The following is a 25,718-nucleotide window of genomic DNA, read 5'->3' as shown; positions in this document are numbered from 1 at the left end:
TAGGCGCCACATCGTTTGAGGTATCGGCCCGCCCTGCCAAGGTTTTGGCCGAACCTGCCATGTGGTCTTGAGGTGTGTGCCTAGTCGGAGGTCGCCTGCTGCCGGAATCGTGCCGGAGCCTGGCCAACCCAGCGCTTGAAGGCGCGGCTGAACGTGCTCTGTTCCGAAAACCCGGTCATAAATGCGATCTCGGCTATGGAAGCCTTACCGTCACGGAGCAGGTCACGAGCGAGTGCAACTTGTGCCTGACCAAGAACGTCGCGATAGGTCAGCCCTTCTTCGGCCAACCTGCGGTAAAGAGTGCGCTCGCTCATTCCCATCTCTTGGGCGACATGCGCTGCCTGCGGTGCGCCGTTACTCAGGGCCGGTGTAAGCCGGTGGACAATTGCTTGGCTCAGTGAGGTGTCGTCATCGCGAGAGTTGAACTCCTCATCCAGGTGCTTCGTCATGAAATCTGACAAGCCCGGATCGCCAAGACGATTTTCGCTTTCCAGCATAGCAGGGCGCATAGCAATGGCGTTGTGGGCGCTCCCAAATCGAACCGGGCACCCGAAATATTCGGCGTAATGTTCTGGCTCTTGTCTGCATGCATGCTGAAACGTGACATATGCGAGCGACAACCCATCACCCACAAACCGATGCATGTTCCTCGCAAAGGCCGCAAGCGCGCATTCGTTGCGCAGCTCCAAGGCGGCGCGATGTGGTGTTTGTCCTTCAAAAATCCAAAGAACCGGGTCGCCGGTTTCATCAAGTCTGTACACTGCGGTGTCCGTGACGAGACGAAAATAGCGCTCGATCCGTTGCAATGATTGCCGCAAGGTCGGAGCTGTCTTAACGGCCAGGCCAAGTACGCCGAGATCATCGGTCGCAATCGCGTTTGCATAGGCCTCAACTAACGCGGCCTCGTCCGCTTGTTGCGCACGAATCCAATCTATCAAATCGAAATACGCATCATCCGCCAATTGGCCGTGTTGAGCTTCTGGTAAACGCAGCACGACAGCGCCATTCGAAATCAGGGCGCCATCGTCGTTCAGCGTCATCCCGGCGGCGTTGGCCATCGCGCGGGCGAATGCGTAAGTTACACTTGCCATACAGTGAGATTAGCACTGGAAAGCTCTTTCACACCAGATCGTCCAACCCTGTGATAGGTATAATAAATAAAGACAGCCTCGATCTTCGGGCGCTTGAGGATAAATGCGCCAAACTGATAAAACTCGTCATCAGGTTTTCTGAACGGTATCGTCCGAAAGCGTGCGGAAGCATGCAGTCATAGAGGTCATGGTAGATGGGCGAAATTTTTATATCTGTGCTGCTGCCGCTCGCAGTTGTTGTCATCATGTTCTGCCTTGGCCTCGGACTCACAGCGGCTGACTTTCAACGCATCGGACGACGTCCACGTGCCTTTTGCGTCGGGGCTCTCAACCAGATCGTTTTGCTGCCTTGCATCGCTTTGATGGTGATCTTTATCTTTGGGATTTCCGCCGAGACAGCCGTTGGCATTATGATTTTAGCGGCCTGTCCGGGCGGGGCGATCAGTAACATCGTAACCAAGCTTTCGAATTGGGATGTTGCTTTGTCTGTTACTCTTACAGCAGTCTTCAGTCTGACTTGTGTCGTTACCGTACCGCTTATCCTAGGGTTTTCGATGCAGATGTTCATGGGGGCAACTGCGCCCGCTATCGACATCTCTTCGACGGCTTTAGCAATGTTTTTTTTAACAGCTTCTCCAATCCTAGTCGGGGTGACCGCGCGGTCATTGGCGCCGCGGATTGTAGCCGCTGTCGAACCAGTCTTTAGCAAGGTCTCTATGCTACTTTTTGCGCTGGTCATCGGAGGCGCGATCATTTCAAACTGGGTGGTGGTCGCGGATAACCTCCTTAGGCTTGGACCCGCACTTTTGGTTGTAGGTGCGTCACTCACGTTTATTGGCATCATGAGTTCAGGGATGCTCGGATGCACAGACATCGAGGCGAAGACGATTTCAATTGAGACCGGCGTTCAAAACGGAGCTTTGGGGATCGCAATTGCCACCTTGCTGTTGCCTAACACCAATGGGTTAAGCGAATATGCCATCCCATCCGCAATTTATAGCGTGGTCTGGATCGTAACAATGTTGCCTGTGTTCGCTTTCCTTGCGCGAAAAAGCCCAATTTTGTGATCCGCTGTTGCGTCATGGGGATTCCAATAAGTTTTGGCGTTGAGAATGCGGTCTTGCTGGAACGACGAAGTTAGCATTCCTGAGTGTCTTTCTTGTGGCGTAGCAGGGACATCAGTTTGCGGTCACGACTGACCTGTGCAGCAGGGATATCTTCAACCGGCGTTCGCGCTGACAGTTCGGTGGCCAGCTTGTCATTTGCCACGCTGGTCCAGTCGATGTTCTCGTACGAACCGATGCCAAAGCCCCGGTACATTGCCCCGTAGCGTGCAACATAGTCAGTTACGCCGCCGGGAGCGTTCAGATGAATGGTCTGCATTGGGCCCATGATTGACCAGCGCAGCCCAAGCCCGTCGCAGATTGCCTTGTCGAGATCGGTGGCAGTTACGATGCCGTTGCTGACCAGACTGAACGCCTCTTCTAAAAGCGCGCCTTGCAGGCGGTTCACAACGAAACCGTCGATCTCCTGACTCAGCACGATGGTTTCGCGCTGACATTTGATCATCAACTCGTTCACTGTTTCAACAGCGCGCAGATCAGTCCATGGCGACGGCACAAGTTCGACAGCAGGATGCAAATGTGGCGGGTTGATGGGGTGTACGACCAGACACCGCTGTCTGCCCGGGATGTGTTCGCAATAACGCGACGCGGAAATGCCCGAGGTTGAGCTTCCGATGGGCACATCTGCGCCTGCGATGGCGTCGATTGCCAGCGTGATCTCTCGTTTGATCTCGACGTTTTCGGGGCCGTTCTCCTGCACGTAGATCGCGCCCTGCACAGCGTTCTCAAGCTCAGAGGCAACGGAGATGCGCCGCAGGATTGTCGGGGCATCAGAGGCATCTATGAGTTCGAATTCGGCCAGATCCGCGATACGCTTTTCCATTGCCTTTAAAGCGTTTTGCGCGGCCTCAGGCGACAGATCATACATCGCAACATCGTACCCGGCCTGTGCAAATACCGCTGCCCAACCCTGCCCAATCAACCCTGCGCCTATAATAGCGATTTTGCTCATAAGTTTTCGTCCTTGGTGTGAGGAATATCGGTGTCAGGAATTGCTTAGAAGGCCACCTGGTCGCCGCCTTTGAGGCCTAGAATTTCACGGGCTTCATCGGGTGTGGCGACTTGAAGGCCAAGCCCTTCAACGATGGTCCGGATCTTGCGAACCTGTACCGCGTTGGATTGGGCAAGTTCGCCGCGGCCCGCCCAAAGGCTGTCTTCTAGCCCAACGCGAACATTGCCGCCCAAGGTTGCCGCTTGCGTCGCGATGCGGAACTGGTTCGCGCCAGCGCCCAGAACGGACCAGCGATAGTCGTCTCCGAACAGACGATCAGCTGTGCGTTTCATGTGAAGGACGTCTTCGTGGTGGGGACCGATGCCACCCAGCAAGCCAAAGACTGACTGAACGAAAAACGGCGCTTTGACCAAGCCGCGATCCGCAAAATGCGCAAGGTTGTAGAGGTGGGAGGTATCGTAGCATTCGAACTCGAACCGCGTACCGTTGCCATAGCAGGTTTCCAGAACATACTCGATGTCCTTGAACGAATTGCGGAAGACGAGATCGCGGGAACCCTCCAGATGCTCGCGTTCCCATGCATGTTCGAAGGTCTTGAACCGGTTTAGCATAGGATAGAGGCCAAAGTTCATAGACCCCATGTTTAACGAGGCCAGCTCGGGTTGATATGTCGCAGCGGGTGCGGCGCGTTCTTTGACGCTCATATACGGGCTGCCACCGGTTGTGATGTTGACCACAGCGCCTGAGCTTTGCTTGATTTGAGGCAGGAACGCGGCGAACCCCTCGGGGCTCTGGTCAGGCCGCCCGTCTGGATGGCGTGCGTGCAGGTGAAGTATCGCGGCTCCGGCTTCGGCGGCGGCGAGGGAATCATCGATGATTTCTTCCGGCGTCACCGGCAAGTGGGGCGACATAGACGGCGTGTGAATCGCACCGGTTACGGCACATGTGATGATGACTTTGCCTGCGCCGTTGCTTATATTCTCTGTTGATTTTACATTTAGTGTCATAGTGTTACCACATTTCCGTCAACGGCAAGAGATTGCCCTGACAAGTTCACGCCAGCGTCCGAGATGAGGAACGCGACAGTTGCCGCGACATCATCGGGGCTCACCATGCGACGCATGGAAATCTTGTTGAGATACTCGTCCTTCATGACCGCATCGCTGACACCCGTGGCAACAGCCTGATCGTGGATCACCTTTTCCATCCTCGGCCCATCGACGAACCCGGGCAGAATAGCGTTCACGCGAATATTGGAGGGGCCTAACTCTTTGGCGAGACTTTGGGTTAGGCCGATGACGCCAAATTTGGCTGCTGAGTACGGGGAGCGTCTGGCGTAGCCATGCTTGGCAGCAGCGGAGGCCATGTTGACAAGCGCGCCGCCGCCCCGTGCTTTGATCATGGGTATCGCCCGTCGAGCGGCCAGGAACTGACCGGTGAGGCAGATGTCGATGCACCGACGCCAGTCTGCGGGCGAAAGGTCTTCTAGATTGCCGGTTGGCCCGGCTATCCCAGCATTGTTCACTAATGCGTCCAGCCCGCCAAAAGCCTCCTGAACCTCGTCAAAAAAGCCATCTATCGCATTTTCGTTCGAGACGTCCGCCTCAACCGCGATGCATCCTTCAAGCTCAACGCAAGATCGACGCAGCGCGTCTGTATCGACATCACAAATCGCGATCTGGGCACCTTGTGAATTGAGCATCCTTGCTATGCTGAACCCGATTCCGCTGGCACCGGCCGTGATCACGACCTTCTTGCCCTCCAACCCCGGCAGGGACATCTGCCTTGCCTCTGTCTGGTTACTAGATGAGTTAGTGGTCATGTCACCGCCTCTACTTGCCGAAGACCGCATCCGGGACCCAGAGCACAAGGCTTGGCCAAATGATCAGAAGGGCAAGACCTGCCAGTTGCAGCGCTACAAAAGGGATGATGCCGCGATAGATGATGCGGATAGAGATTTCGGGTGGGGCGACGCCTTTGACGTAGAATAGTGAATAGCCGAAGGGTGGCGTCAGGAAACTGGTTTGCAGATTGACCGCCACAAGCATGGCGAACCACAAAAGTTGTTGTTCACGGGATATCCCTAACCCAAAGTCCAATCCCGCTACGATAGGCGCAAATAGTGGAAGGACGATAAAGCTGATCTCGACCCATTCCAGGAAGAACCCCATGATGAAGATCAGCAGAAGCAGGATGCCCAGTGTGCCGTAAGCACCAAGATCGAAGAACAGGATTGCGTTCTCGATCATCTTGTCACCCTTGAGGCCCTTGAAGACCATGCCAAAGATCGTGGCGCCAACTAATACGCCTAGTATCATCGCAGAAGTATTGCCTGTTTCTCGGACGCAGCCGGACAGGGTTTTAAAGGTCAGTTTGCGATTGATGGCCGCGAGGATCATCGCACAAATCGCGCCTAGACCTGCGGCTTCGGTCGGGGTGGCCGTACCCGTGGCAATCGACCCAAGAACAGTCAGGATAAGAACAAGCGGTGCAAACAAGTCGCGCAGCAGCGCCAGTGCTAGGGATCCTTCGGCTGGAACCTGTGTTGATACAGGGGCATCGGTTGGCTTCGTCAACGCAACGAATACAATATAGCCGATGTACAGGCCACCCAACAGCAGGCCAGGAACTACGGCCCCCAGGAACAGCTCGCCAACGGAAATCTGAAGAATATCGCCCACCAGAACCAGCATGATCGAAGGCGGAATCAGAATTCCCAGAGTGCCCGAGGCCGCAATGGTGCCAACAGCCAGCTCCGGCTTGTATTTCTCGCGCAGCATAATGGGCAGAGCCAGTGTGCTCAGCATGACCACCGAAGCACCAACGATGCCAGTGCTGGCCGCCATGATGATGCCCAATAAGGCGACGGAAATGGCCAACCCGCCTCGTCTCCGACCCAATGCGCGCTCAAGCGAATAGAGAAGGTTTTGAGCTAAACCGGATTTGTCGAGCATCGCACCCATGAAGACGAACAGGGGCACCGCAAGCAAAAGCCAGTTTTCAATAACGCCTGCGTAGATGCGCGAGACGCCAATTTTGAGGAATGCAAATGGCAAACCGCCGATAAAAGAAAACAGAATTCCGATGCCGCCGAGAACAAAGGCAACCGGATAGCCACTGAAAATTCCCAAAAGCAAACAAATGACCATGGATAGGGGAATGATGTGTTCAATCATGGGAATCCCCCGTCCCGAACAGACTTTTGAGTTTTTGGATAGTCAGGCCGAGACCGGCAATCAGCATCAAACCAAAGCCGATGGGAAGAAACGCCTTCAAAAAAAACCGATCATACATACCGTCATAATCCGAACCTTCACCCATGTTGAATGAACGCAATGTAAAGTCATAACCGTGGAAAACTACGATGACGCAAAGAGGCATCAACAGAGCCAGATGGCCTATCACCTCAATGATGTCCTTCGTTTTTTTACTAAAATGCTGACGTAGGAAATCGACGCGCACGTGACGGTCGCTGACGATTGCTCCGGCCATTGTGAGCATCAGCATGATTCCAAAGAGGTGCCATTGCAAATCGCCGATACTAGAAAGTGTCAGCTTGGACCCAAACAGGAAAATGTCATTTTCCCACCGAAGGATTGTACCGAACTTGGCTGCTGACAGCGTCACGCCAATAAGAACCAGAATGAGGATGGGAATAATGAGCCAAGCCGCGGCCCGACCTATCCATACGATCCCGCGAAGAACCGTATGGACAGGGCCGATACCACGATTTGGATCACTCGGTGGAGCGTCCATATCGTGTGCCATTTTGGCTTACTCGGCGGGGAGAGTTTGCAGGCCGGTCCAGCGTCCCGACGACGCCACGAAGTCCTTCATCGAGTGGTAGGCCTCGCCATAAAGCGCATCTTTCTCGGCTTCGGCACTTAGCACACGTTCTGTAGCAATCCGCAGTTCCGCAAGAACTTCGTCTGGGAAGGATTTGACAATGGTGCCACCCCCCTCGAACACTTCGATCTGCGGCGTTTGGGCCGCAGGGGCATATTGCAACGTCCAGGCCATACTGACCTGACAGGCCGCTTCATACATCGCCTGTTCAGCCGCGCTCATGCCATTCCAGACATCCATATTGATCATCAGCACATCAACGCTGCCCGGCTGGTGCCATCCCGGATAGTATTGATATTTTGCGATCTGGTTGAAGCCAAAATCCTTGTCGATAATTGGCAAGGAAAATTCGGTCGCGTCGATGCGGCCACGTTCCAACGCAAGATAGATTTCGCCTGCGGGCATGAACTGAGCTGATGCGCCAAATTCGTTGAGAACACGTGCACCAACGCCACCCATGCGCATCTTCAGACCATTAAAATCTTCGACTGAATTGATCTCTTTGTTGAACCAGCCGCCCGGTTCGGGCGCGGTGATGTGGCAGGCCAGTACCTTAATGTTCAGATCGTCAAACCCGCGCTGAACGATTTCGAGACCACCGCCCACATGCAGCCAAGCCGCCAACGCATCTGGTCCGGCCCCAAAGGGGGTTGCCCCGATCTGAGCCACTGGGATTTTGCCGCCCCATTGACCAAGGAAGCTCCATCCCGCCGGGATCGCCCCGGAGCTAACGTTATCAAGAATCTCACCTGCGGGAACCAGTTCACCCGATCCATAGAGTTGCAGACCAACATCGCCGTCGCTCATGTTGCGCAAGGTTTCATCCATGATCTTAGCACTGTCCGCCAGGAACGTCAGATCCTTTGGAATGCTCATGTGGACGTCCAGAATATCTGCGGATGCCGAAGTCGCGCCATAAGCCATGGAGCCGGCAACAAGGCTCGCGGCAATTTTCGAATATTTCACTGTATTCCTCCCGTAACTATGCCCGACACGAACATCCATAGCGGCCAGTTCGTAAGGCTGGTGCATGATATTTTGATTATTGATCAAAAATCAACTTAATAATAATTGCCCGTTGTTGCGCATGATTCCAATTGGTTGGCTAGGTTTAGGCTGACTTGGGGACCTCACCTAACACTACGATTCTAAGAATCGAGGCCGAAAATGAAATTCCTGAACATCGCCTATCACGATGTGCATCTTGGACATTCGACACTCTGCAAAATCGACAACGCGTTCTTGCTGCATGCTTCAGGCAGGCGTGCCATCATCAAACAAAGTTTTCACCAGCACGTCATAAGCATCCGAAATGTCGAGAAACAGTTCCTGCGTGGCGGTTGGTTCGTCGCCGTCGCGAATGGCTTGCACAATTTTCCGGTGATGATTGTTGGACACTTTGTACTGATTTTTTCGCTCCAGTTGATACAGATGCGGGCTGACCCGTAACCAAAGCGTGTTGATGATGTCGATCAAAACCGGAGAGTGCGACTGTTGATATATCCTTAGATGAAACTCGTAGTTGGCCTTGATATATCCCTGTACATCGTCGGATTGCTCAGCTGCCTCCAACTGCTTCAGCAGTACCTCGAGCTCGGTCAAAAACGCATCGTCACGATTGGCCAGCGCCCATTTGACAGCCAACGTTTCAACTTCCAGGCGCACATCGCGCAGGTCGGTCAGTTCGTCATAACCGAGGCTGGGAACGCCCAGCGAACGCCCCGATACATTTGCCACCACTCCAATCGCCTGGAGACGCGTGAGCGCCTCGCGAACAGGCATGGCGCTCACGCCAAACGCTTCGGCGACCCGAGCGACATGCACCGCCTGACCAGGTGTAAATTCACCTTCGCGCAAAAGAGTGCACAATTGATCATAGACCTGATCGTGAAATTTCTCTTTCTGAATCGGTTTGGCATTTTTGAGCATGACCCATCTATTCGCACACATTCAGTGAGGAAATCCACCTTACATTACCACTCCATGTCACCCATTTCAGCGGGTATCGGACAAGAGGAGTTGACCGCCCCTTCCACCGCGCAAACTGTGAATTTAAGTAGGGCCAGCCTTGAAAAAAAAACAATGTAGCAAATGTCGGCGTAGTGGGCAGTAAGCACACTATTGCAATGACTCTTCTAGAGTCTGCTAAGGGGTTCTTTTCGGTGGTTCGCAACGTAACAGGCCTACCACGTTTTGGGTCGTTCGTTGAACTTTGCAAAGTCCGCTTTCTGCGCATTGATGTCATTGGGGCTTCGCGCAGCATCGGTCTATGTGGGCTCAATACCGTCATTTGCTGCATACTGAGCGTATGCCGCTTTTAATAGGGATCATTTACCGCTGAGCCTATTATCGCGGCTTATGTCAAATCTGGAGAAGTTCGTTGGATGAGGCCAAAGTCAGCAATTCTTATACGTGAGATTAATTTCGACCTGCGATGGTTGCACGGTATTCTACATGAGGATTTGACATGAAAAAACTTGCAACCATTGACCTGCCCAGGACAAACGCAAACGCTTTTGAAGTGCTGGCGCGCTGCCAGTCCGCAGCCGAAAGTGCCGGAGCAGAACAAGCCAGAATTCAGGGCTTCCTTGAGGACGCCGTCCAAGGTGACTTTGAGCACTTGCTGCGTGTGGTGAAAACCCACTTCAAGGTCTCTAGCGCCGGGCCTTGATTAGTGAGGGCCTGGCATGCCGCCAGGCCTCTAACTCAAAATACCCTCTGTCACCAGTAAGGTTGCCTAGCAGGCTGACGGCTCATGTTGTGTTCGAGAACCTGGTCATCGCCCACGTAAAACCGGTGCGAATTTCCGACAGTTTCAGGAAAACGAATGTTTCTTCCGGTGATATCTTGAAGGACGATGCCCGCAGTATCACTATTAGACTAAGCGTCCTAAAACCAAGTCTTGTTCATTGTTTTCACTCCCTGATTGGCTGCGTTCCAAGCCAAAGCAGCTCACCGAAGCAAAACAAAAGCCCGCAAGCGAGCTTGATGCCGAACCAGTTGCGAAGGTCGGCACCAATATCGACCGGCCGGTCATCAATCTTTATCGACCCCATATCACCTCCGGGGATTGTCTGATTGTCACCGGGTATCAGGACTTCTTGTCTTCGCTGTCGATTTTGATGAAGGAATTGCCTGAGCTGAGGGATCCCGAAAACGACAGCGATATCCGGATCCGGATATCGTTCGGGATCGACACAGCGAATACCAAAAGGCTGACCAACCCCAAACCAGTCACCGAAGAAATGAAACTCTACTGGCTGGAGCGCTCCGGGCTTCAAGTGGAGGAGGATCACGATCTCATCGCAGTGCTGGCAAAACACGCCATCAAAACCGGGAAAATTGATCTGCGTGTCTTCGATCCGGAGCTCGCCAAACGCAAGTTGGGGATATCTGGGGATCGGCGGCTACACTCAAAAATCGTCAGCTCACCAAAAGGTGCCGTCGCCGGGTCCGCAAACTTTTCCTACTCAGGGCTCTACAGAAACATCGAGTATGCCGATGACCTGGATGCGGGCACTCATGAACTTCAGGTCGAACGCACAGAAGCCGCTGAGCAGGCTTGGGATGTGTCTGTCGATTGGAATACCGAAGCGCTGGAGATACTCGAAAAGCTTATCAAACCGGTGACCGCTGAAGACGCGATGGCGCGAACTATCTCGGAACAAAAGGGGTTTGAACCCTGGCTCACCGGAGCCCGAAAAGAGATCACGAGCCATACGCTGTTTGGGTATCAACAGGAGCTGACCTATGAGGCGTGTTCCATCGTCTATGACCATGGCATCGCCTTCGTAGAAGCGCCAACCGGTTCGGGAAAGACAGAAATCGGCTGTCACCTGGCTGAAGCATTGTCAGAAACATTCTCAGAAGTCGTTCCCCGCTCCCCCGTCCATGGCGTTGCGCGAAAAAATGCAGCTGTAATTGCCCCGCCCAAAGTTATTCCCAGTTGGCGCAAGTACTCGACAAACTCGCTCCAACCTGTCGCAAACAGCAAACTTGCCAAACAACACCTCCGTGGCGCTGGCGATGAAGAAAAATCTGGGCTCAGGCTCGATCAGTTTGGCATTCTGATAATCGATGAAAGCCACACAGTTACTCCGGGCTTTGAACAAGCATCTCAAATGGCCTCAGCCATCGAACTTGCCCCGCCAAGCTGGAATGTCTGTCTATCGGCAACGCTGCTCGGGAACCGGGATGTCGACTGGTTGACCCATATGCAGGAGAAGCGGGCATCCATTTTCATGACCCCAACCTTCATTCAGGCCATGGGTGAGTTGTTCGAGCGCGAAACCCACGTTCCCAAGGATATCTTCAACCAGGATGCACAACTGGCCGTTCTGTCAGAACCTGAAACGACGCTCACGCGAGAGGCTCGCACCGAACTCGCTCAACTTGTTTCGCCGTTTTTGACACGCAGACAAAGGCGATGCATCGGCGAGGACGAAGATCCCAAGAAGCACAGTTACCCGAAACTTGAAAACCACGGGCGCCCGAAGAAACTTAAGGTGACAAAGCCTCAGCAAACGCGCCTGGATGAGATTGTGGCTCTCTGCAAAGAGCTTGCGCCTGGCGGTAGGGTGACCGCAGTCGAGAAAAGCCGGTTCGGGCACGTCAGCACGCAACAAAGCACGCAGGATCAGCTCTACATCCGAAACCTTTTGAACATTCTGCGCGTGAGTGCTGCCCAAGCCCATTGGGAGATGTCTCATGGAGCTATTGGCAAATCGCTTCGCGAGTTCGAGCGTGGTGGAAAATCGAAGAAAAAGGTATCCCACCGCGACCAGTCCGACATGTTCGCGGCACTGGGAATAGAAGCGCCTGAACCCACAAAGAAATGCGACGCTCTAAACCAAAAACTGAGTCTCAGTGTTCTCAAGGAGCTTGATGAGAAGCGGTATGAGGCGTGCCTGAGAATACAAAACGAAAAAGACAGGGTCGTCTTTCTCGCGGAACGGACGGACACACTCGAGATTTTTGCAGAAGCGCTGTCGCGCAGAGGCCACCACACCAACTATGTCGTGGGAAACCAAACCAAGGGTGAAGATCGCGCCGTGAAGGCGATCTTTGGAGATGGCCCCGACAGTTTCAAGCGTATCAAACAGGGCAAGTCCGTGGAGTCTTACTTCCGACCTGGAGGAAAGAACGAACCAAAAGGATCTGCATCGGTTTTTCTGACTTACAAGATGGCTGAAGGCATCAACCTTCAGTCGTCAGACACGCTGGTGTTGCTTGGTCTGACCTCGAACCTGAAAGAGCTCATCCAAGGTCTGGGTAGGATCGACAGGATCGATAGTGAGTTCGGGGTCGTCAATTACCACCTTGTTGATGTGCCAGTAGGTCAGTTTGCATCTGACGAAAAAATCGCCCAGCGCATAGAGAACTATAAAACTTTGGCTGGGGAGGCGCTAATCGACGCCGTTTTAGAAGAAAGCACCGAAGACGCAGAACTGATCCTCAATAGTGTTGTAAAATATCTGCGATCCCCACGGCTGCTTCGCGACAATAACTTTCACGACGTGCTGGAACGCACCAAGCAAACAATCCCAGAAGACCGCTACAAACTCATCGACAAGGCCAAGATCCAGGGCACCTGGGGCGCCGAGTTGGCGCTCTTATCGGCCCGTGAGAAATTCACGGCGCTACATCTCAAAGGACTTAGCAAGAGCAATAGCTTCTTTCCGCCACGCCTGCTGCTTCTAAAGGATACTGCGCCAGGCCTGATATTGGAACGCGACCAGCTGGCCTGCGTCCAATCTCTGGAGACTGCATACGAACGGACCAGAAGCCTGGGCATGGAACACGCCCACATGTCTCTGGAAGATCTCTCCGAAGCGCTAGAGACGATTTCAGAGCAGATCGGCAAGCTGACCGAATGGGACTTGCGCCCCGCTCGCGTTGAGAGCCTCATGAAAGCTTGCGCCGAGTTCATGGGACGCAAAGGTGGTGTAGAACTCAGTGATCAAGAGTGGTTTGGCCATCTGTCACTGCTTGCCGTGGAAATGGTGTGCGAGGCGTGGAGCCGTGAGCTTGATCCCTTCTGGGAACAAGCGAAACACGAAGTACGTGACAGCTTCGCCTATGAGGATCTTCCCAAGGGTTACATCGCGCTTCAGGTTATCTTGGAAAAGCTCGAAAGCGATCATCAGGCGTCCGCTGAGATCCATGAAAAGATGGTCCGGGTCATCGAAGAAGCTGAGCAGGTATCACGCGACCACGAACCCGCAATTGGACAACGCATTTCAGTGGTGTTCTTTTCGGATGGAGCAGGCGAGCACTAGGCGGCCTCAGACAGCAGCGAAGCCAGATCACCCAGTTTTATCAAGTTTCCACATGAAGCGGACCTTTCTCTGTGATGAGATTGATTATCTGCTCGCAGCTCAAGCCGGACATGTCTGCGCGCGACCTAGGAAGGCCAACGGAAGTTCGCTGCGGGTGCAAAGTCGGCGCAACTTTAATGGAGAGCAGAACTTCAACGAAAAGAAAATTTGCAATCTGCGCCTATACCCGCGAGTAACGATACACACCCTTCACATTCTGATGCAGATAACTTCCAACAGATGCTGCTGCGATCAAACCCTCAAAAACCTGCCTCGGCACATCGAAGTACTGGTAGAGCGACCCGTTCAGAAACTCCACTTGAAGTGTGTTTGAAACGTCATCATATCCGACTGCACGTACGTTGCTTGAGTCAACGGGAACCATTTCCATAGTTTATTCCTTAATCAACCTATCAATTTTTGGGTTTTGCGCACGCCAAGCCTCAACCATCTCTTTGTAGTTTGGTTCATTCTCCATCGGAATACCCCAACCTCCAGGGTGTTGGGTCTCATCAAGAGAAACCTCGTCAAATACGATTGGGTCCTGGCTGTCGGGACGCTTGTTCGGTGGTGGGGGTTCTATTGTGGTACGCATGGGCAACTTAACGCTTTCCCCCAAAATAATTGCTTCGCCGGTACGCAAGATCGGCAGCATTCCCGTCAGACCGTCAAGGTTATCAGACATCGCTGAAGAAACTTGCGAGCGATCTGTTGCGTTCGCGAGACGTAAGGCAAAAAATGTTCCGCATTGAGACAGTACGGTCGGGTCGATCTCAGCAGGTCTCTGACTGACGATCATCGCACCGATGCCGTACTTCCGACCTTCTTTGACAATTCTTTTGACAATCTGCGAGGCGGCCGACTCTGATTGTTGGTTCAAATAAATGTGCGCCTCTTCCATTACTATCAAAAGAGGTCTGAACCGCCCCCCTTGCGACAAATCTCTTGACCAGAACACCGCGTCGTAAATTAACCGCAAAAGCACTCCAATGGTCGTGCGTAAAGTATCGGATGGCACCCCTGAAAGGTCTAATATTGAGATCGGATTTGTACTTCCGATCCAACTCCTCAGTAGCTGATCTAGATCAGCTTCGGTTTCTCCTTCGCTATTCGCGAGGAATTCACCGGGGCGGAAAATATAGTCATACTTGGGAATCCGCAACTTGGTGCCGAGTAGTTGCACTTGCTTTCCTATGTTCAATGCGCCCGGCAAGTAGTTGATTTTTTCTTCACCAGCAGCCGTAACAATGTTCTTGAACTGGGGAGGAATTCCTTTGAAGGCATCTCCTTTCAGTTCGTTACCACCTGCGTCTGTTGCATAAGCGAGGTTGTCTTTCGGATCGCCTGCGCGTTCACGATAATAAGTTGCAAACGTCTCGACAAAAAGCTCATACCAAAGATCATGAAGACTGAACGGAATAGGGGAATCCACGCTAAGCGTATCTTTAGACACCCCTTTTCGAGGGGTCTTTTGAAGTGACGCAAGCTTGTACTTGTGCACCCGCTCCATGACAAGATTGCGATCTTTCTCACTATTGAAATCGCCAAATGCAACTTTGCACAATTCATCAAAGCTCAGCGCCCAATAAGGCACCAACAGTTTCTGAGAATCCTTTTGAGTAGGATTAGATGGTGAGATTTTGAACAAATTGGCTTTGTCATCCAAAGCCCGCCCATACTCGCCATGCAGATCGAGCATGATGATGCGAGCAGAGGGATAATTCTGCCGATCAGACAAAGCATTCATTAAGCTAGCCACGGTTGTGGATTTGCCCGAGCCTGTGGTGCCAACCACCGCCGAATGTCTTGTGATCAATTTGTTTACATCGACCAGTGCTGGTATCGACTCAGCGTTTGATACATGTCCCAGCTTTACGAAGTAAGGCTTGTCAGGTTGACCATATATCCCTTTAAGCTCTTTCTCAGAAACAAGATGAACCGGGTCACCAATTGTTGGATACTGAGACAAGCCTCTTTGGAATGTGCCATTCTTAGGTCCTTCGCCGATCAACTGTACAGTCATCCATCGACTATTTATGTCCAGCTCATTTGTTTTTGATACTGGAACGGCACTCGCGCCGACCTGGCTAACAATTCCAAACAAGTTGTCAAATCCAATTGGTATGCGTACGAAGCTCCCCACTTGTCCCGCTCGATAACCTTGGCCGTCGATGTACACAAAGCCTGTCAGGGACTTCGACGACATGGCGAGGCTGACAGTGGTCCCGCTTACGTCTTGCACGTCTCCCAAGTAACTTTCGTCAGCCTGCATGCTCGTCACCCAAACCGCTACCAATCAAATGTTTTAGGAACCTGGTCAGTTCAGCGAAATCACCCAACTTAACAGACGGCATTGTGGCTCCAGCACTCTCCTCAACTTGGACGTTGTGCAGGAACGCCCTCAATTCCCTGTCGGCATCATCTGCTGGCTTTGAGGCATGCCATTGTCCTAAACTCGTACCGATAATAGCTTTATCGAATGTCCATACATTCAGATTGTGCTGCTTTTTGGCTAACTGATATGCGTTGGGATATCTTTCGCCAGAACCATCTTCACTTTCTGCAAACTCGTAGTTTCCGAACTGCAAAGCCAATACCATTCCAGTTGGGTTTGCCTTTAGCGCATTCAAGATCGCATCGTTTAAATGGCCATCGTTGAAGGAATAACCCGAAAGCACCAAGAACGATGATTTTCGACGTATGAACTTATTAAGTTGGTCGATGAGAGCGAGGTAAGGCATTTTCCTGCTCTCCTCGTATTTTAGGTGAGACGGATAAATGAGGTGGGAATCAGAGTCTTTGACAGAGGACGAACGAAATACTCTTTTTTGATCGTTGTTGTTTTCTTGGTGCCAGTTGATCGAACCATGGATTTTCCAGAGCCGAGTCCAGTGGGCCGGGATCATATCGTCTTCCACAGCTCTAAGGTCGAAGAAAGACTTCTTTGCACCTACAAAACCGTCGAAGTACGGCACCTCATAGTCTTCTAGAGCTTGTTCCATAAGAAGATCGTAGTTTGTGGTGAATACTTCAATTGGGACTTTTCGATCAATAGACCTGACCCAACTACACAACTGATGATATGGTGTTTCGTCATTGGGAAGCGGTACATTTAGAACGGAGACAATCTGCTCACAGATTGCCTGCTCTAACGAGATTAGGTCCTCCTCGATGAAACCCCGTACATCTCCACCTTTGGCTACTGAAAGTAATCCCCGCAGGAAACTTAGAATATCTTCAACGTTTTCTGGATTTTTGCCAGCCTTCTTCAACTCTTCCAAAAGCTGGTTGTATTTTGCGTTCCCGGTCAGAGCGCTTGAAACCTTACTCGTTAAGGCGGCAACATCAGGTATAAGCGGCCATTGGCCGTCCGGCATGTTCACTGCTAGAGGACAGCCTGCTGACAGGAAGAATCCAATCGCCTCGTTATCTTGCGAAAGAGATTGCCTGAGGTATTTTAGATGCCGAATTGGGTCATGAAAATTAGTCACAAATATTTCCTGCTTCTTCTATTCGTCTTCTGCCTCAAGTAACGGCAACTCCAACCCATCGATCTCTTGTATTGCGCGCCCGGCTATTCCTTGCAGATCGCCATACATGCCGACAGTGCTTTCAATTACACTTTGAATTTGCGTCTCGCGCTTTGACCAAAGGCGCGTCATTGCTTTTCTCTCTCGATCCAAGTCGGCTTGCATATCTGAGAATTTTTCAACGATTGCTTCGACGCGATGTCTAAATCGAGGCCCAGTCAAATAATCATAGACAAGCTCCATTTTGGTTTCCTGACCCTCTTTGGCTTGTCGGCTCAAGGCTACCTCAACCAGTGTCTGCCTGAGAGCAATCGCAAGACCAGTGCTAAATCGTGGAGAACAAACCCAGACTCCATCCATTTGCCCGAAAGTCTCGATATCCTTAGGAAGAGCACGTGACACCAGAACAGAAATCTCCGCTTTTGCGGCACGTTGATCTCCTCGAAGTTTCGCTAACCAGCCATCGCTCCAGTTCTTTGTTCTCTTTGACTCCCAGAGAATTGAACCTGTTTTTATGCCGTTTGGAGCAACCACGGTTTGCAAGACGTCTCCGCCAAACTCTCCTTTTGGCACAGGTTCAATCTCATCATGAGGAAATTTTGCTGCAAGTTCTTGTTCAAGCTCTAGCTCCATTGCCTCACCTTGCAATTGCTGAGAACCTTGCTCAGCCTTGCGTCGCAATTCCTCGATTTGCCTCTGCATTGATTGTATCTGTTCTTCTTTTTCAGATACCTTGAGCTTTAACTCACCTTCTATCTCAGCCTTTGTTTTCTCCCGGACTTCAGAAATCGATTGCTGAACACGCTTCTCGACAGTCAAATCCAATTCACGTTTCTGTTCTTCCAGATGTCGCTCTTTCTTTAGCACATCTGCCTGCACCTTCTGAGCTTCAGCAAGCTTTTCGTTGCTGGATTTCAAAAATTCTTCCAACTCCTTCACTTCATTAGCTTTGGCGTCGAACTCAGATTTTAGAGCCACCTGGGCCTTTCGCTTCTCTTCTTCTGCGATCAACGCTCTTTGTTCTTTAATTCGCTCTTGAAGTTGATGATCCAGATTTTCTCTCGCCAGCTGGAGTTCATTCTCCTTCGCGTGAAGCGCCTGCTCGCGAGTCTGAAATTTCTGTTTTTGCTCCTGGAGCTTCCCTTCATACTCTGACCGAGTAGCCGCCAGCAACGGACCAGCTAGAGACTCGGTGAGCTTAATTTCAGTGCCGCAATTTGGGCATTCAATAACTGGCTCTTGCATCCAATGCTCCTTGATGAATTTTGTCTGGCGAAACACTAGGAACCATAGAATACGTGTACAACCATGCGGCATTGTAGCGCTTGCACAACAACTAATTCCATTCCCAAACGAATAACCTTCCGACCTAACTCTGTCCGTGCTTCTGACGTTGGTCAATGGGTTGATTTTCACCTGCGGCAAATGGCTGTTTGGTAAAGCCGCGCCGCAGCGATTGCAGGCCTTTAAAGGCTAGGACTGGGCCGCTCGCTTGGCTTCGCAAAGACCGTTTCCTGCGCAACTCGGACATCGACGGCAGTCTCAGTGTTGTCGCTTTCTGAAGGGTGTTGCCATCAATTCTCGTAAGACTTCTGCGTACACTCACAATCTCGCAAACTACAAGGCGCCGTTGATCAACGATCCGACGCCTTGTTTCCCAATAAATCGAGTTGTGGGCGCTAATGACCTTGTTTATGGGCGCCAAAACCACCGAAATGGGTTCGTATTGCCTGGCGGTTCATGTCGCTATTGCTGCTACCCAGCCTAGCCGCACTTAGAGTGGCCACAGCTACGGCAGGTCATGCAACCTTCGTTCATCACCATATCGAATTGACCGCAAGATGGGCAGGCCTTACCCCGAGGGGCGTCCATGTTGACGACTTGCGCCTGAGGATCGGATTTGAGCCCCATCCCCTCACCTTCGAGAAAACCGATATTGATCAGGTGCTGCTCAATTACGCCGCCAATCGCTGCGAGAATCGAGGGGATATACTTGCCCTGCACCCAAGCACCACCGCGCGGGTCGAACACAGCCTTTAGCTCTTCAACCACGAACGATACATCGCCACCACGACGGAACACGGCCGAGATCATGCGCGTCAGGGCAAGCGTCCAAGCGTAATGCTCCATGTTCTTTGAGTTGATGAAGACCTCGAACGGGCGGCGGCGGCCACCGATGACGATATCGTTGATCGTCAGGTAAATCGCGTGCTCACTATCGGGCCACTTCAGCTTGTAAGTCGAACCTTCCAGAGATTGCGGGCGATCCAGTGGCTCGGACATATAGACGACCTCGCCGCCATCCACCTCATGAGGCGCAGCCGCACTTTCACCCGGAGCGGTGTCGGCGCTCTCGGAAACTGTCAGCACCGAGCCGGTTACATCATTCGGGCGATACGTGGTGCACCCTTTGCAACCTTGGTCCCAAGCTTGCATGTATACATCTTTGAACGCATCAAAGCTGATATCTTCTGGGCAGTTGATGGTCTTAGAGATCGAGCTATCGATCCATTTCTGAGCTGCTGCCTGCATCTTAACGTGGTCAGACGGTGACAGCGTCTGAGCATTGACGAAATAGTCGGGCAGCACTTTGTCACCAAACTTGTCGCGCCACATCTGCACGGCATAGTCTACGACCTCTTCTTCGGTTCGCGAACCATCCTTTTGCAGCACCTTACGGGTGTAGGCATATGCAAAAACCGGTTCGATCCCCGATGAGACATTGCCCGCGTACAGAGAAATCGTGCCGGTCGGGGCGATAGATGTCAGCAACGCGTTGCGAATACCATGCTCGCGGATTGCATCGCGCACATCATCGTCCATTTGTTTCATGGTGCCGCTGGCCAAGTACTTCTCGGCATCGAATAACGGGAACGCACCCTTTTCCTTCGCCAAGTCGACCGACGCCAGATAGGCGGCGCGCGCGATCGCTTGCAACCAGCGCTCGGTCTGACGCGCCGCTTCGTCCGAGCCGTATCGCAAGCCCATCATAAGCAGAGCATCCGCTAATCCGGTTACACCCAACCCGATCCGGCGCTTGGCCTGCGCTTCGGCGGCTTGCTCAGGCAGAGGAAACTTCGATGCATCAACCACGTTGTCCATCATGCGAACGGCGGTGGCGACCAGCTCTTGAAGCGCCTCTTCGTCCAGATGGGCAGCATCTTCGTAGGGTTCTGCCACCAGCCGTGCCATGTTGATCGAACCCAACAGACAAGCGCCGTAGGGAGGCAAGGGCTGCTCGCCACACGGGTTGGTCGCCGCGATGGTCTCAACATAGTTGAGGTTGTTGGCCTGGTTAATTCGGTCGATGAAGATAACGCCCGGCTCGGCATAGTCATATGTAGCCTGCATGATCTTGTTCCACAGATCGCGGGCCTGAACGGTGTGGTAAACCTTATCGCCGAATACCAGCTCCCACGGGCCATCAGCCTTAACCGCTTCCATGAACGGATCCGTCACCAGAACAGACATGTTGAACATGCGCAGGCGCGCCGGGTCGGATTTGGCGGTGATGAACTGTTCGATGTCCGGGTGATCACAGCGCATGGTCGCCATCATCGCACCGCGGCGCGAGCCTGCGGACATGATGGTCCGGCACATCGCATCCCAAACATCCATGAAACTCAACGGCCCCGAAGCGTCCGCTGCCACCCCATGCACATCCGCGCCTCTCGGACGGATGGTAGAGAAATCATAACCGATCCCCCCGCCCTGCTGCATGGTCAGAGCGGCCTCTTTCAACATGTCAAAGATACCGCCCATGCTGTCGGGCACAGTTCCCATCACGAAGCAGTTAAACAAAGTCACCTGCCGCGCGGTGCCAGCGCCTGCGGTGATGCGCCCAGCCGGCAGATATTTGAAATCCTCCAGCGCCTCATAGAATTTTTCTTCCCAATGCGCCGGGTCTTTTTCCACCCGCGCCAGATCGCGGGCGATACGGCGCCAGCTATCTTCGACTGTCTGGTCAATTGGCGTGCCATCCGCCTTTTTAAAGCGGTATTTCATGTCCCAGATCTGCTCGGCGATGGGGGCGGCAAAGCGGCTCATTGGTGATTCCCTGTTCTGAAAGAGGCATCCAGACTACCTCAAATCACAACCAGACCACAACACCTTGATGACACCGCACATAGAGCTACAATATAAAGATCAAGCTCGGGACGACTCTGTGGGAAACCTGTGGATAAGTACGTAAACCTCATAAAACTCTCGGTTGGTTCCGAAAGCGTCGACACGCTGATCGCGTGGCAGGACAGCCGCAAACCGCTGTATGAAGACGGCTGCCCGCGCCACGTCACTCGGATGTGGCCCAAACGCGAAGCCGAAATTTTGAATGGCGGATCAATCTATTGGGTGATCAAAGGCGTGATCCAATGCCGTCAGCGTATTCTGCGGTTGGATGAGGTGCGCGGAGAGGACGGTATCCGCCGTTGCGCTATCGTTCTGGATCCCGAAGTACACCGGACCCAAAATGCGCTCAAACGACCGTTCCAGGGCTGGCGTTATTTAAAACCCGAGGATACACCCGCCGACTTGCCCGAAGGTCGCGAGCAAGACGACGCCCTGCCCGACGACCTGAACCGTGCTTTAGCCGAAATCGGCGTGCTCTAGTTACCGCAACCGATCCAACAGCTCAGTCAAAACAGCTTTTTCAGCGGCATCACATTTCGCCATCCGGCTGCGCCACAGGGTCGCCTGTGATTGCAGAATCATACCGTCAGACAAAATCTTAAGGTGGTTTGCACGCAAGGTTTCACCGGTCGAAGTGATATCGGCAATTGCTTCGGCGGTTTCGTTTTTCACTGTGCCCTCGGTCGCGCCCTGACTATCCACCAAAGTGTAATCCGCGACACCCGAGTCGGTCAGGAACTCACGAACCAGCCGGTGGTACTTGGTGGCAATCCGCAAACGATGCCCGTGGGTCTTGCGAAATGCTGCAGCTGCCGCATCCAGGTCGTCCAACGTATCCACGTCCACCCAGCAAGCAGGCGTTGCGATGATCAGGTCCGCCTTGCCAAACCCAAGCTGAGAAACCTCTTCAACTTGCTGCTCCCAACGGGGCAGTTTTTCCTGCACCAGATCGATACCAGTGACACCAAGATGAATGCGTCCTGCTGCCAGCTCACGCGGGATTTCTCCGGCAGAAAGCAAAACCAGAGAGACTCCGTCAATTCCCTCAACCTTGCCCGCGTACTCTCGATCCGAGCCGCTGCGTGACAGGGCTATGCCGCGCTTGTCGAACCACGCAAAGGTCTTTTCCATCAACCGGCCCTTAGAGGGCACGCCCAGTTTCAGGCTCATTGCGCGTCCTCCTCGATTTCCAGCATCAGATCGGGACGAATGACGCCACCAACTGCAGGGATTTCCGCACCGTTGCCCAATTGTCGGGTCAACGCATCATAGCGTCCGCCGGTTGCGATTGGCGGCAGATCAGGCCGCCCCTCGGCGTAGAATCCAAAGACGAAACCGTCGTAATACTCCATCGACGTGCGACCATAAGCGGCTTCAAAATCAAGCCGCGCCACGTCGATTCCACGTGCCTGTAATGACGCGATCCGCGCTTCCAGCCGGTCCAGCGCCGGAGTGATCTGTGGCAGGTCAACCGCCACGTCCCGCAGTTGTTCCAGCGCAAAGGGCATAGTTTCGCGTACGTTCAGCAGCGTTTCCAACCCGGCCAGTTCATTGTCGGAGATCGGCGGCGTATCACGATCTTCGCGGAGGGCTTCAATCCGCGCCTCGATTTCGGACGCGCGGCGCTTGCCGATCATGGGGATGTCATTGTCCAACGGGTTTTCCGCGTTCAGAAGACTGTCGCGCCCTTCCGGTCCGGGTTTACGCCCGGCAAAACGATCCAGCAGAACCCGGAACCGCCGAGGTCGCCATAGATGCCGCATCAGAGCGGCTTTGCGGCGGTCAGTTGTGCGCAAGCCCTGGACAGCCGCAGTCAGGATACCGATGTCCCCAGTCGCGGCGCGCAGAGGCAGCCCACGCAGTTGCAGGGCGAACAGCGAGAAAACTTCGGCATCTGCACCCGAGGGATCATCACGATCAAAGACCTCGTAGCCGACCTGAATGTACTCGTTCGACCGATCCGGGTCGTGCTCCTGCCGACGGAAAACCTCACCGGAGTAGGTGTAGCGCGCCGGTTCAGCGCCTTCGTTCATGTGCATTTGCACCACGGGCAACGTGAAATCCGGGCGCAGCATCTGCTCACCGCGCAACGCGTCAGACGTTACGTAGGCACGGGCGCGGATATCCTCGCCGTACAGGTCCAAAAGTGTTTCGGCCGGTTGCAGCAATGGAGGGTCAACAACTTGTGCGCCTGCCGCCTCAAACCGCACACGCATCATCGCAGCGCGGGCCTGTATCTGGGAACGATTGGGCATGGCTCAGTCCTGACTGTCCAGAATTTCGCGCACCTTGGCGACCAGATCACCGCGAGGCACTTCGAACTGGCTGGGGCGTTCTTTCCATTCCTCAAGCGTGGCGCTTTCGGCGATCTTGGCGCCCAGTATCAGGTCTTTGATCTGGACGATCCCGTTGGCCTTTTCGTCTCCACCCTCGATCACTGCGATGGGCGAATTCCGTTTGTCCGCATATTTCAGCTGATTGCCGAAGTTCTTGGGGTTGCCCAGATAAACCTCGGCCCGGATACCCGCATTGCGCAGCTCGGCCACCATCGCCTGATAGTCTGCCATGCGGTCCCGATCCATGACAGTGACGACCACGGGCCCTGTAGCTTGCGCCGCGATGCGGCCCTTTTCACGCAGGGCAGCCAACAGGCGGTCAACACCGATGGAAACGCCGGTCGCCGGTACTTCCTGCCCGGTGAACCGTTTGACGAGGTCGTCATAACGACCGCCGCCCGAGACCGACCCGAACTGCCGCTTGCGGCCTTTCTCGTCAAAGATCTCAAAGGTCAGTTCAGCCTCGTAAACCGGCCCGGTGTAGTAGCCGAGGCCGCGGACGACCGACGGATCAATCTCAATCCGGTCCGCTCCATAGCCGCCTGCGGCTAACAGCTCACCAATCTGTTCCAGCTCAGCAATACCATCAGCGCCAATTTTGCTTTCGCCTACGGCCGCACGAAGGTTTGCCAGTGTCCCAGCGGTGTCTCCGGCTTTGGAAGTCAGGAATGCAATCACCGGCTCGGCCTGATCATCGCTGAGACCTACGCCATCGATAAACGCACCTGAGGCATCCAGACGGCCCTTGGTTAGCAGCTCGCGTACACCCGCTTCGCCTACTTTGTCGAACTTGTCGATGGTGCGCAGGACGTTATCGCGAGCGGCGGCGTCTTCGCCCAGCCCCATCGCTTCGAGCACACCATTCAGAACCTTACGGTTGTTGACCCGCACGAGATAGTCGCCGCGCGGGATACCGACGGTTTCCAGCGTATCCGACAGCATCGCGCAGATCTCGGCATCCGCAGCCATTGAGGCCGTGCCCACCGTATCCGCATCGCATTGATAAAACTGGCGATACCGTCCCGGTCCCGGCTTTTCGTTGCGCCAGACCGGGCCCATCGCATAGCGACGATAAGGTGTGGGCAGATCATTGCGGTGCTGCGCGTAGACCCGTGCCAGTGGTGCGGTCAGGTCGTACCGCAGGGCCATCCAATCGCCCTTGTCATTCTCGTCAACTTCCTGCCACGCGAATACACCTTCGTTCGGGCGGTCCACGTCGGGCAGAAATTTGCCCAGCGCTTCAACGGTCTCAACCGCGCTGCTCTCCAAGGCATCAAACCCATACCGATGATAAACATCTGCAATAGCCCGCAGCATCTCGGTGCGCTGCGTGACTTCCTGGCCGAAATAGTCGCGGAACCCTTTCGGCGTAATTGCCTTGGGGCGGGGCTGTTTCTTGGGCTTGGCCATGTGGGGCGTCCTTAGGAGTATCCTTGTTCCGCGCGCGGTCTATCCCATGCCCCGCATCGGGGCAAGGCGCGCTTTCGCTGGCCTTGCCGTCACGGTGTCGCTATGACCTGCATGAGACAGGAGAAAACCATGCAGCATCTGGAAGAACAGATCGCCCATCTGACGCGTACGGTCGAAGAATTGAATACGGTTGTGACCCGACAGCAGGGCGAGATCGACCGCCTGACCCGCCGGGTCGAGATGCTGCTACAGCGCGAGGCTGAACGGGCGCAGGAAGGCTCGGGCGGGGTTGTGTTCGGAGACGAACGCCCGCCGCATTATTGAAGAGTTACATTCCCAGCGTCGTTTTCACCGCGTTATCGACCACGCCACCCAAGAGCGCATCCTTATCCGCAGCACACCGTTCCGACAGCGCAGCTATGAATGCCTCACGCAGTTGGGCCTTTTCCTCGTCGGTGGCCGCGTGGTCTTCAATGTTGACCTGGCGATTGTAAAGCGACAGGGCCGTCATCTTTCCAACCACTTCTACAACAAAGGCTTCATCACCATCCGCCTCTTCGGCAATCGAGGCGCAGGTGTAGTGCATGACGGGCAGTGCGTCCTGTACCATCTGCTTTGCGGCGTCGTCAGCGAACGCTCCACCCGGCAGTGATACGCAAAGCGACGCAAAAGCGATTTTGATCGAATTCAAACGCATCATTCTCACTTCCAGTTATGTCCGATAATGGCCCCGGCCACGCCACCAATCGCGGCACCTTTGCCGTCGCCGACCAGCGCACCGACGCCTGCGCCAATCAGCGCGCCTTCGATTGTTTTCTTCTTTTTGTCATCTTTGCTATCCGCCAAACCGGCAGATGCCGAAACCAATGCCAGCGATGCCGCTGTTGCAAAGGCCAGAGTTCTGAAACCAATGGTCGAAAATGCCATAACGGTGTCCTCCTGTGCCACTCCCCAAACCGGGGCATGATCACAGCCTAGCGGTGC

At 53.7% G+C, this 25,718-nt stretch carries 23 protein-coding genes; 5 read left to right on the top strand and 18 right to left on the bottom strand.

Features of this window, described 5'->3' with window-relative positions:
- Positions 1–80 precede the first annotated feature (80 nt).
- Positions 81–1,091, bottom strand: a complete 1,011-nt coding sequence (locus ACR0EO_RS08380) for an AraC family transcriptional regulator (protein WP_170485340.1) — start codon at positions 1,089–1,091, stop codon at positions 81–83.
- A 194-nt stretch (positions 1,092–1,285) separates the two neighbouring features.
- On the opposite strand from ACR0EO_RS08380, the gene ACR0EO_RS08375 reads away from it, so the two are divergent.
- Positions 1,286–2,158 (top strand): bile acid:sodium symporter family protein, encoded by an 873-nt coding sequence (locus ACR0EO_RS08375; RefSeq protein ID WP_480688836.1) that lies wholly within the window; start codon positions 1,286–1,288, stop codon positions 2,156–2,158.
- 70 nt (positions 2,159–2,228) lie between these two features.
- Here ACR0EO_RS08375 and ACR0EO_RS08370 read toward each other — a convergent pair whose 3' ends face one another.
- The 7 genes from ACR0EO_RS08370 to ACR0EO_RS08340 all read right to left on the bottom strand — a co-directional run bounded on the left by ACR0EO_RS08370 (position 2,229) and on the right by ACR0EO_RS08340 (position 8,942).
- Positions 2,229–3,167, bottom strand: coding sequence for a 3-hydroxyacyl-CoA dehydrogenase (locus ACR0EO_RS08370; RefSeq protein ID WP_480688834.1), 939 nt, complete (start codon positions 3,165–3,167; stop codon positions 2,229–2,231).
- 44 nt (positions 3,168–3,211) lie between these two features.
- Positions 3,212–4,174: a 3,5-dioxohexanoate:acetyl-CoA acetone transferase gene (gene kce / locus ACR0EO_RS08365; RefSeq protein ID WP_480457583.1), complete on the bottom strand. Its 963-nt coding sequence runs from the start codon at positions 4,172–4,174 to the stop codon at positions 3,212–3,214.
- On the bottom strand, positions 4,171–4,989 hold the full coding sequence (locus ACR0EO_RS08360; RefSeq protein WP_170780668.1) for an SDR family oxidoreductase: 819 nt from the start codon (positions 4,987–4,989) through the stop codon (positions 4,171–4,173). The genes kce and ACR0EO_RS08360 overlap by 4 nt, the downstream gene beginning before the upstream one ends.
- Before the next feature lie 10 nt (positions 4,990–4,999).
- Complete coding sequence (locus ACR0EO_RS08355) at positions 5,000–6,343, bottom strand: TRAP transporter large permease subunit (protein ID WP_170515324.1); 1,344 nt, start codon at positions 6,341–6,343, stop codon at positions 5,000–5,002.
- Entirely contained in the window at positions 6,336–6,935 is a 600-nt protein-coding gene (locus tag ACR0EO_RS08350; RefSeq protein WP_480688831.1) for a TRAP transporter small permease subunit, read from the bottom strand. Before ACR0EO_RS08350 ends, ACR0EO_RS08355 begins: the two co-directional genes overlap by 8 nt.
- Positions 6,936–6,941: 6 nt before the next feature.
- Positions 6,942–7,979 (bottom strand): TRAP transporter substrate-binding protein, encoded by a 1,038-nt coding sequence (locus ACR0EO_RS08345; protein ID WP_170515330.1) that lies wholly within the window; start codon positions 7,977–7,979, stop codon positions 6,942–6,944.
- A gap of 288 nt (positions 7,980–8,267) precedes the next feature.
- On the bottom strand, positions 8,268–8,942 hold the full coding sequence (locus tag ACR0EO_RS08340; RefSeq protein WP_480688829.1) for a GntR family transcriptional regulator: 675 nt from the start codon (positions 8,940–8,942) through the stop codon (positions 8,268–8,270).
- 538 nt (positions 8,943–9,480) lie between these two features.
- On the opposite strand from ACR0EO_RS08340, the gene ACR0EO_RS08335 reads away from it, so the two are divergent.
- Both ACR0EO_RS08335 and ACR0EO_RS08330 read left to right on the top strand, forming a co-directional pair.
- Positions 9,481–9,684: a hypothetical protein gene (locus tag ACR0EO_RS08335; RefSeq protein ID WP_480688827.1), complete on the top strand. Its 204-nt coding sequence runs from the start codon at positions 9,481–9,483 to the stop codon at positions 9,682–9,684.
- Between the two features lie 238 nt (positions 9,685–9,922).
- Complete coding sequence (locus ACR0EO_RS08330) at positions 9,923–13,291, top strand: DEAD/DEAH box helicase family protein (RefSeq protein WP_480688825.1); 3,369 nt, start codon at positions 9,923–9,925, stop codon at positions 13,289–13,291.
- 220 nt (positions 13,292–13,511) lie between these two features.
- Here the strand turns inward: ACR0EO_RS08330 and ACR0EO_RS08325 are convergent, their stop codons facing one another.
- From ACR0EO_RS08325 to ACR0EO_RS08305, 5 genes are all read right to left on the bottom strand, one after another.
- A complete protein-coding gene (locus ACR0EO_RS08325; protein ID WP_480688823.1) occupies positions 13,512–13,721 on the bottom strand; it encodes a KTSC domain-containing protein in 210 nt (69 codons plus the stop codon).
- A gap of 3 nt (positions 13,722–13,724) precedes the next feature.
- Positions 13,725–15,602 carry an ATP-binding protein gene (locus ACR0EO_RS08320; protein WP_480688821.1) on the bottom strand — a complete coding sequence of 626 codons (1,878 nt, stop codon included), beginning with the start codon at positions 15,600–15,602 and terminating at the stop codon, positions 13,725–13,727.
- Positions 15,592–16,821 (bottom strand): SIR2 family NAD-dependent protein deacylase, encoded by a 1,230-nt coding sequence (locus ACR0EO_RS08315; RefSeq protein ID WP_480688819.1) that lies wholly within the window; start codon positions 16,819–16,821, stop codon positions 15,592–15,594. The genes ACR0EO_RS08320 and ACR0EO_RS08315 overlap by 11 nt, the downstream gene beginning before the upstream one ends.
- 18 nt (positions 16,822–16,839) lie before the next feature.
- Positions 16,840–18,105, bottom strand: a complete 1,266-nt coding sequence (locus ACR0EO_RS08310; RefSeq protein ID WP_480688817.1) for a DUF2130 domain-containing protein — start codon at positions 18,103–18,105, stop codon at positions 16,840–16,842.
- Between the two features lie 519 nt (positions 18,106–18,624).
- On the bottom strand, positions 18,625–20,907 hold the full coding sequence (locus ACR0EO_RS08305) for an adenosylcobalamin-dependent ribonucleoside-diphosphate reductase (protein WP_480688815.1): 2,283 nt from the start codon (positions 20,905–20,907) through the stop codon (positions 18,625–18,627).
- Positions 20,908–21,036: 129 nt separating this feature from the next.
- Here ACR0EO_RS08305 and ACR0EO_RS08300 point away from each other — a divergent pair, with 129 nt between their 5' ends.
- Positions 21,037–21,468, top strand: coding sequence for a DUF1489 family protein (locus tag ACR0EO_RS08300; protein ID WP_480688813.1), 432 nt, complete (start codon positions 21,037–21,039; stop codon positions 21,466–21,468).
- Here the strand turns inward: ACR0EO_RS08300 and hisG are convergent, their stop codons facing one another.
- Genes hisG through hisS form a run of 3 tightly spaced genes read right to left on the bottom strand, consistent with a single transcriptional unit; the run spans position 21,469 to position 24,734 of the window.
- Positions 21,469–22,158 carry an ATP phosphoribosyltransferase gene (gene hisG, locus ACR0EO_RS08295; protein WP_480688811.1) on the bottom strand — a complete coding sequence of 230 codons (690 nt, stop codon included), beginning with the start codon at positions 22,156–22,158 and terminating at the stop codon, positions 21,469–21,471.
- Positions 22,155–23,243 (bottom strand): ATP phosphoribosyltransferase regulatory subunit, encoded by a 1,089-nt coding sequence (locus ACR0EO_RS08290; RefSeq protein ID WP_480688809.1) that lies wholly within the window; start codon positions 23,241–23,243, stop codon positions 22,155–22,157. Before ACR0EO_RS08290 ends, hisG begins: the two co-directional genes overlap by 4 nt.
- Positions 23,244–23,246: 3 nt before the next feature.
- A complete protein-coding gene (hisS, locus tag ACR0EO_RS08285; RefSeq protein ID WP_480688807.1) occupies positions 23,247–24,734 on the bottom strand; it encodes a histidine--tRNA ligase in 1,488 nt (495 codons plus the stop codon).
- 129 nt (positions 24,735–24,863) lie between these two features.
- Between hisS and ACR0EO_RS08280 the strand changes: the two genes are divergently transcribed.
- Positions 24,864–25,058, top strand: coding sequence for a SlyX family protein (locus tag ACR0EO_RS08280; RefSeq protein ID WP_170573549.1), 195 nt, complete (start codon positions 24,864–24,866; stop codon positions 25,056–25,058).
- A 4-nt stretch (positions 25,059–25,062) separates the two neighbouring features.
- Here the strand turns inward: ACR0EO_RS08280 and ACR0EO_RS08275 are convergent, their stop codons facing one another.
- A complete protein-coding gene (locus tag ACR0EO_RS08275; protein ID WP_480688805.1) occupies positions 25,063–25,434 on the bottom strand; it encodes a hypothetical protein in 372 nt (123 codons plus the stop codon).
- Between the two features lie 2 nt (positions 25,435–25,436).
- A complete protein-coding gene (locus ACR0EO_RS08270; RefSeq protein ID WP_480688803.1) occupies positions 25,437–25,661 on the bottom strand; it encodes a YMGG-like glycine zipper-containing protein in 225 nt (74 codons plus the stop codon).
- Positions 25,662–25,718 lie beyond the last annotated feature (57 nt).

This window comes from Ruegeria sp. BE9, from assembly GCF_056538765.1.
Note: the sequence above shows the minus strand (reverse complement) of the source record. Positions and strands in the feature narration are given on the sequence as shown.

Excerpts from the sequence above, each read along its gene's own strand:
- ACR0EO_RS08280 (WP_170573549.1), top strand. The coding sequence starts at position 24,864 with ATGCAGCATCTGGAAGAACAGATCGCCCATCTGACGCGTACGGTCGAA.
- ACR0EO_RS08320 (WP_480688821.1), bottom strand. The coding sequence starts at position 15,602 with ATGCAGGCTGACGAAAGTTACTTGGGAGACGTGCAAGACGTAAGCGGG.
- ACR0EO_RS08270 (WP_480688803.1), bottom strand. The coding sequence starts at position 25,661 with ATGGCATTTTCGACCATTGGTTTCAGAACTCTGGCCTTTGCAACAGCG.
- ACR0EO_RS08350 (WP_480688831.1), bottom strand. The coding sequence starts at position 6,935 with ATGGCACACGATATGGACGCTCCACCGAGTGATCCAAATCGTGGTATC.
- ACR0EO_RS08325 (WP_480688823.1), bottom strand. The coding sequence starts at position 13,721 with ATGGAAATGGTTCCCGTTGACTCAAGCAACGTACGTGCAGTCGGATAT.
- ACR0EO_RS08305 (WP_480688815.1), bottom strand. The coding sequence starts at position 20,907 with ATGAGCCGCTTTGCCGCCCCCATCGCCGAGCAGATCTGGGACATGAAA.
- ACR0EO_RS08290 (WP_480688809.1), bottom strand. The coding sequence starts at position 23,243 with ATGCCCAATCGTTCCCAGATACAGGCCCGCGCTGCGATGATGCGTGTG.
- hisS (WP_480688807.1), bottom strand. The coding sequence starts at position 24,734 with ATGGCCAAGCCCAAGAAACAGCCCCGCCCCAAGGCAATTACGCCGAAA.
- ACR0EO_RS08275 (WP_480688805.1), bottom strand. The coding sequence starts at position 25,434 with ATGATGCGTTTGAATTCGATCAAAATCGCTTTTGCGTCGCTTTGCGTA.
- hisG (WP_480688811.1), bottom strand. The coding sequence starts at position 22,158 with ATGAGCCTGAAACTGGGCGTGCCCTCTAAGGGCCGGTTGATGGAAAAG.
- ACR0EO_RS08375 (WP_480688836.1), top strand. The coding sequence starts at position 1,286 with ATGGGCGAAATTTTTATATCTGTGCTGCTGCCGCTCGCAGTTGTTGTC.
- ACR0EO_RS08335 (WP_480688827.1), top strand. The coding sequence starts at position 9,481 with ATGAAAAAACTTGCAACCATTGACCTGCCCAGGACAAACGCAAACGCT.
- ACR0EO_RS08340 (WP_480688829.1), bottom strand. The coding sequence starts at position 8,942 with ATGCTCAAAAATGCCAAACCGATTCAGAAAGAGAAATTTCACGATCAG.
- ACR0EO_RS08380 (WP_170485340.1), bottom strand. The coding sequence starts at position 1,091 with ATGGCAAGTGTAACTTACGCATTCGCCCGCGCGATGGCCAACGCCGCC.
- ACR0EO_RS08310 (WP_480688817.1), bottom strand. The coding sequence starts at position 18,105 with ATGCAAGAGCCAGTTATTGAATGCCCAAATTGCGGCACTGAAATTAAG.
- kce (WP_480457583.1), bottom strand. The coding sequence starts at position 4,174 with ATGACACTAAATGTAAAATCAACAGAGAATATAAGCAACGGCGCAGGC.
- ACR0EO_RS08355 (WP_170515324.1), bottom strand. The coding sequence starts at position 6,343 with ATGATTGAACACATCATTCCCCTATCCATGGTCATTTGTTTGCTTTTG.
- ACR0EO_RS08360 (WP_170780668.1), bottom strand. The coding sequence starts at position 4,989 with ATGACCACTAACTCATCTAGTAACCAGACAGAGGCAAGGCAGATGTCC.
- ACR0EO_RS08370 (WP_480688834.1), bottom strand. The coding sequence starts at position 3,167 with ATGAGCAAAATCGCTATTATAGGCGCAGGGTTGATTGGGCAGGGTTGG.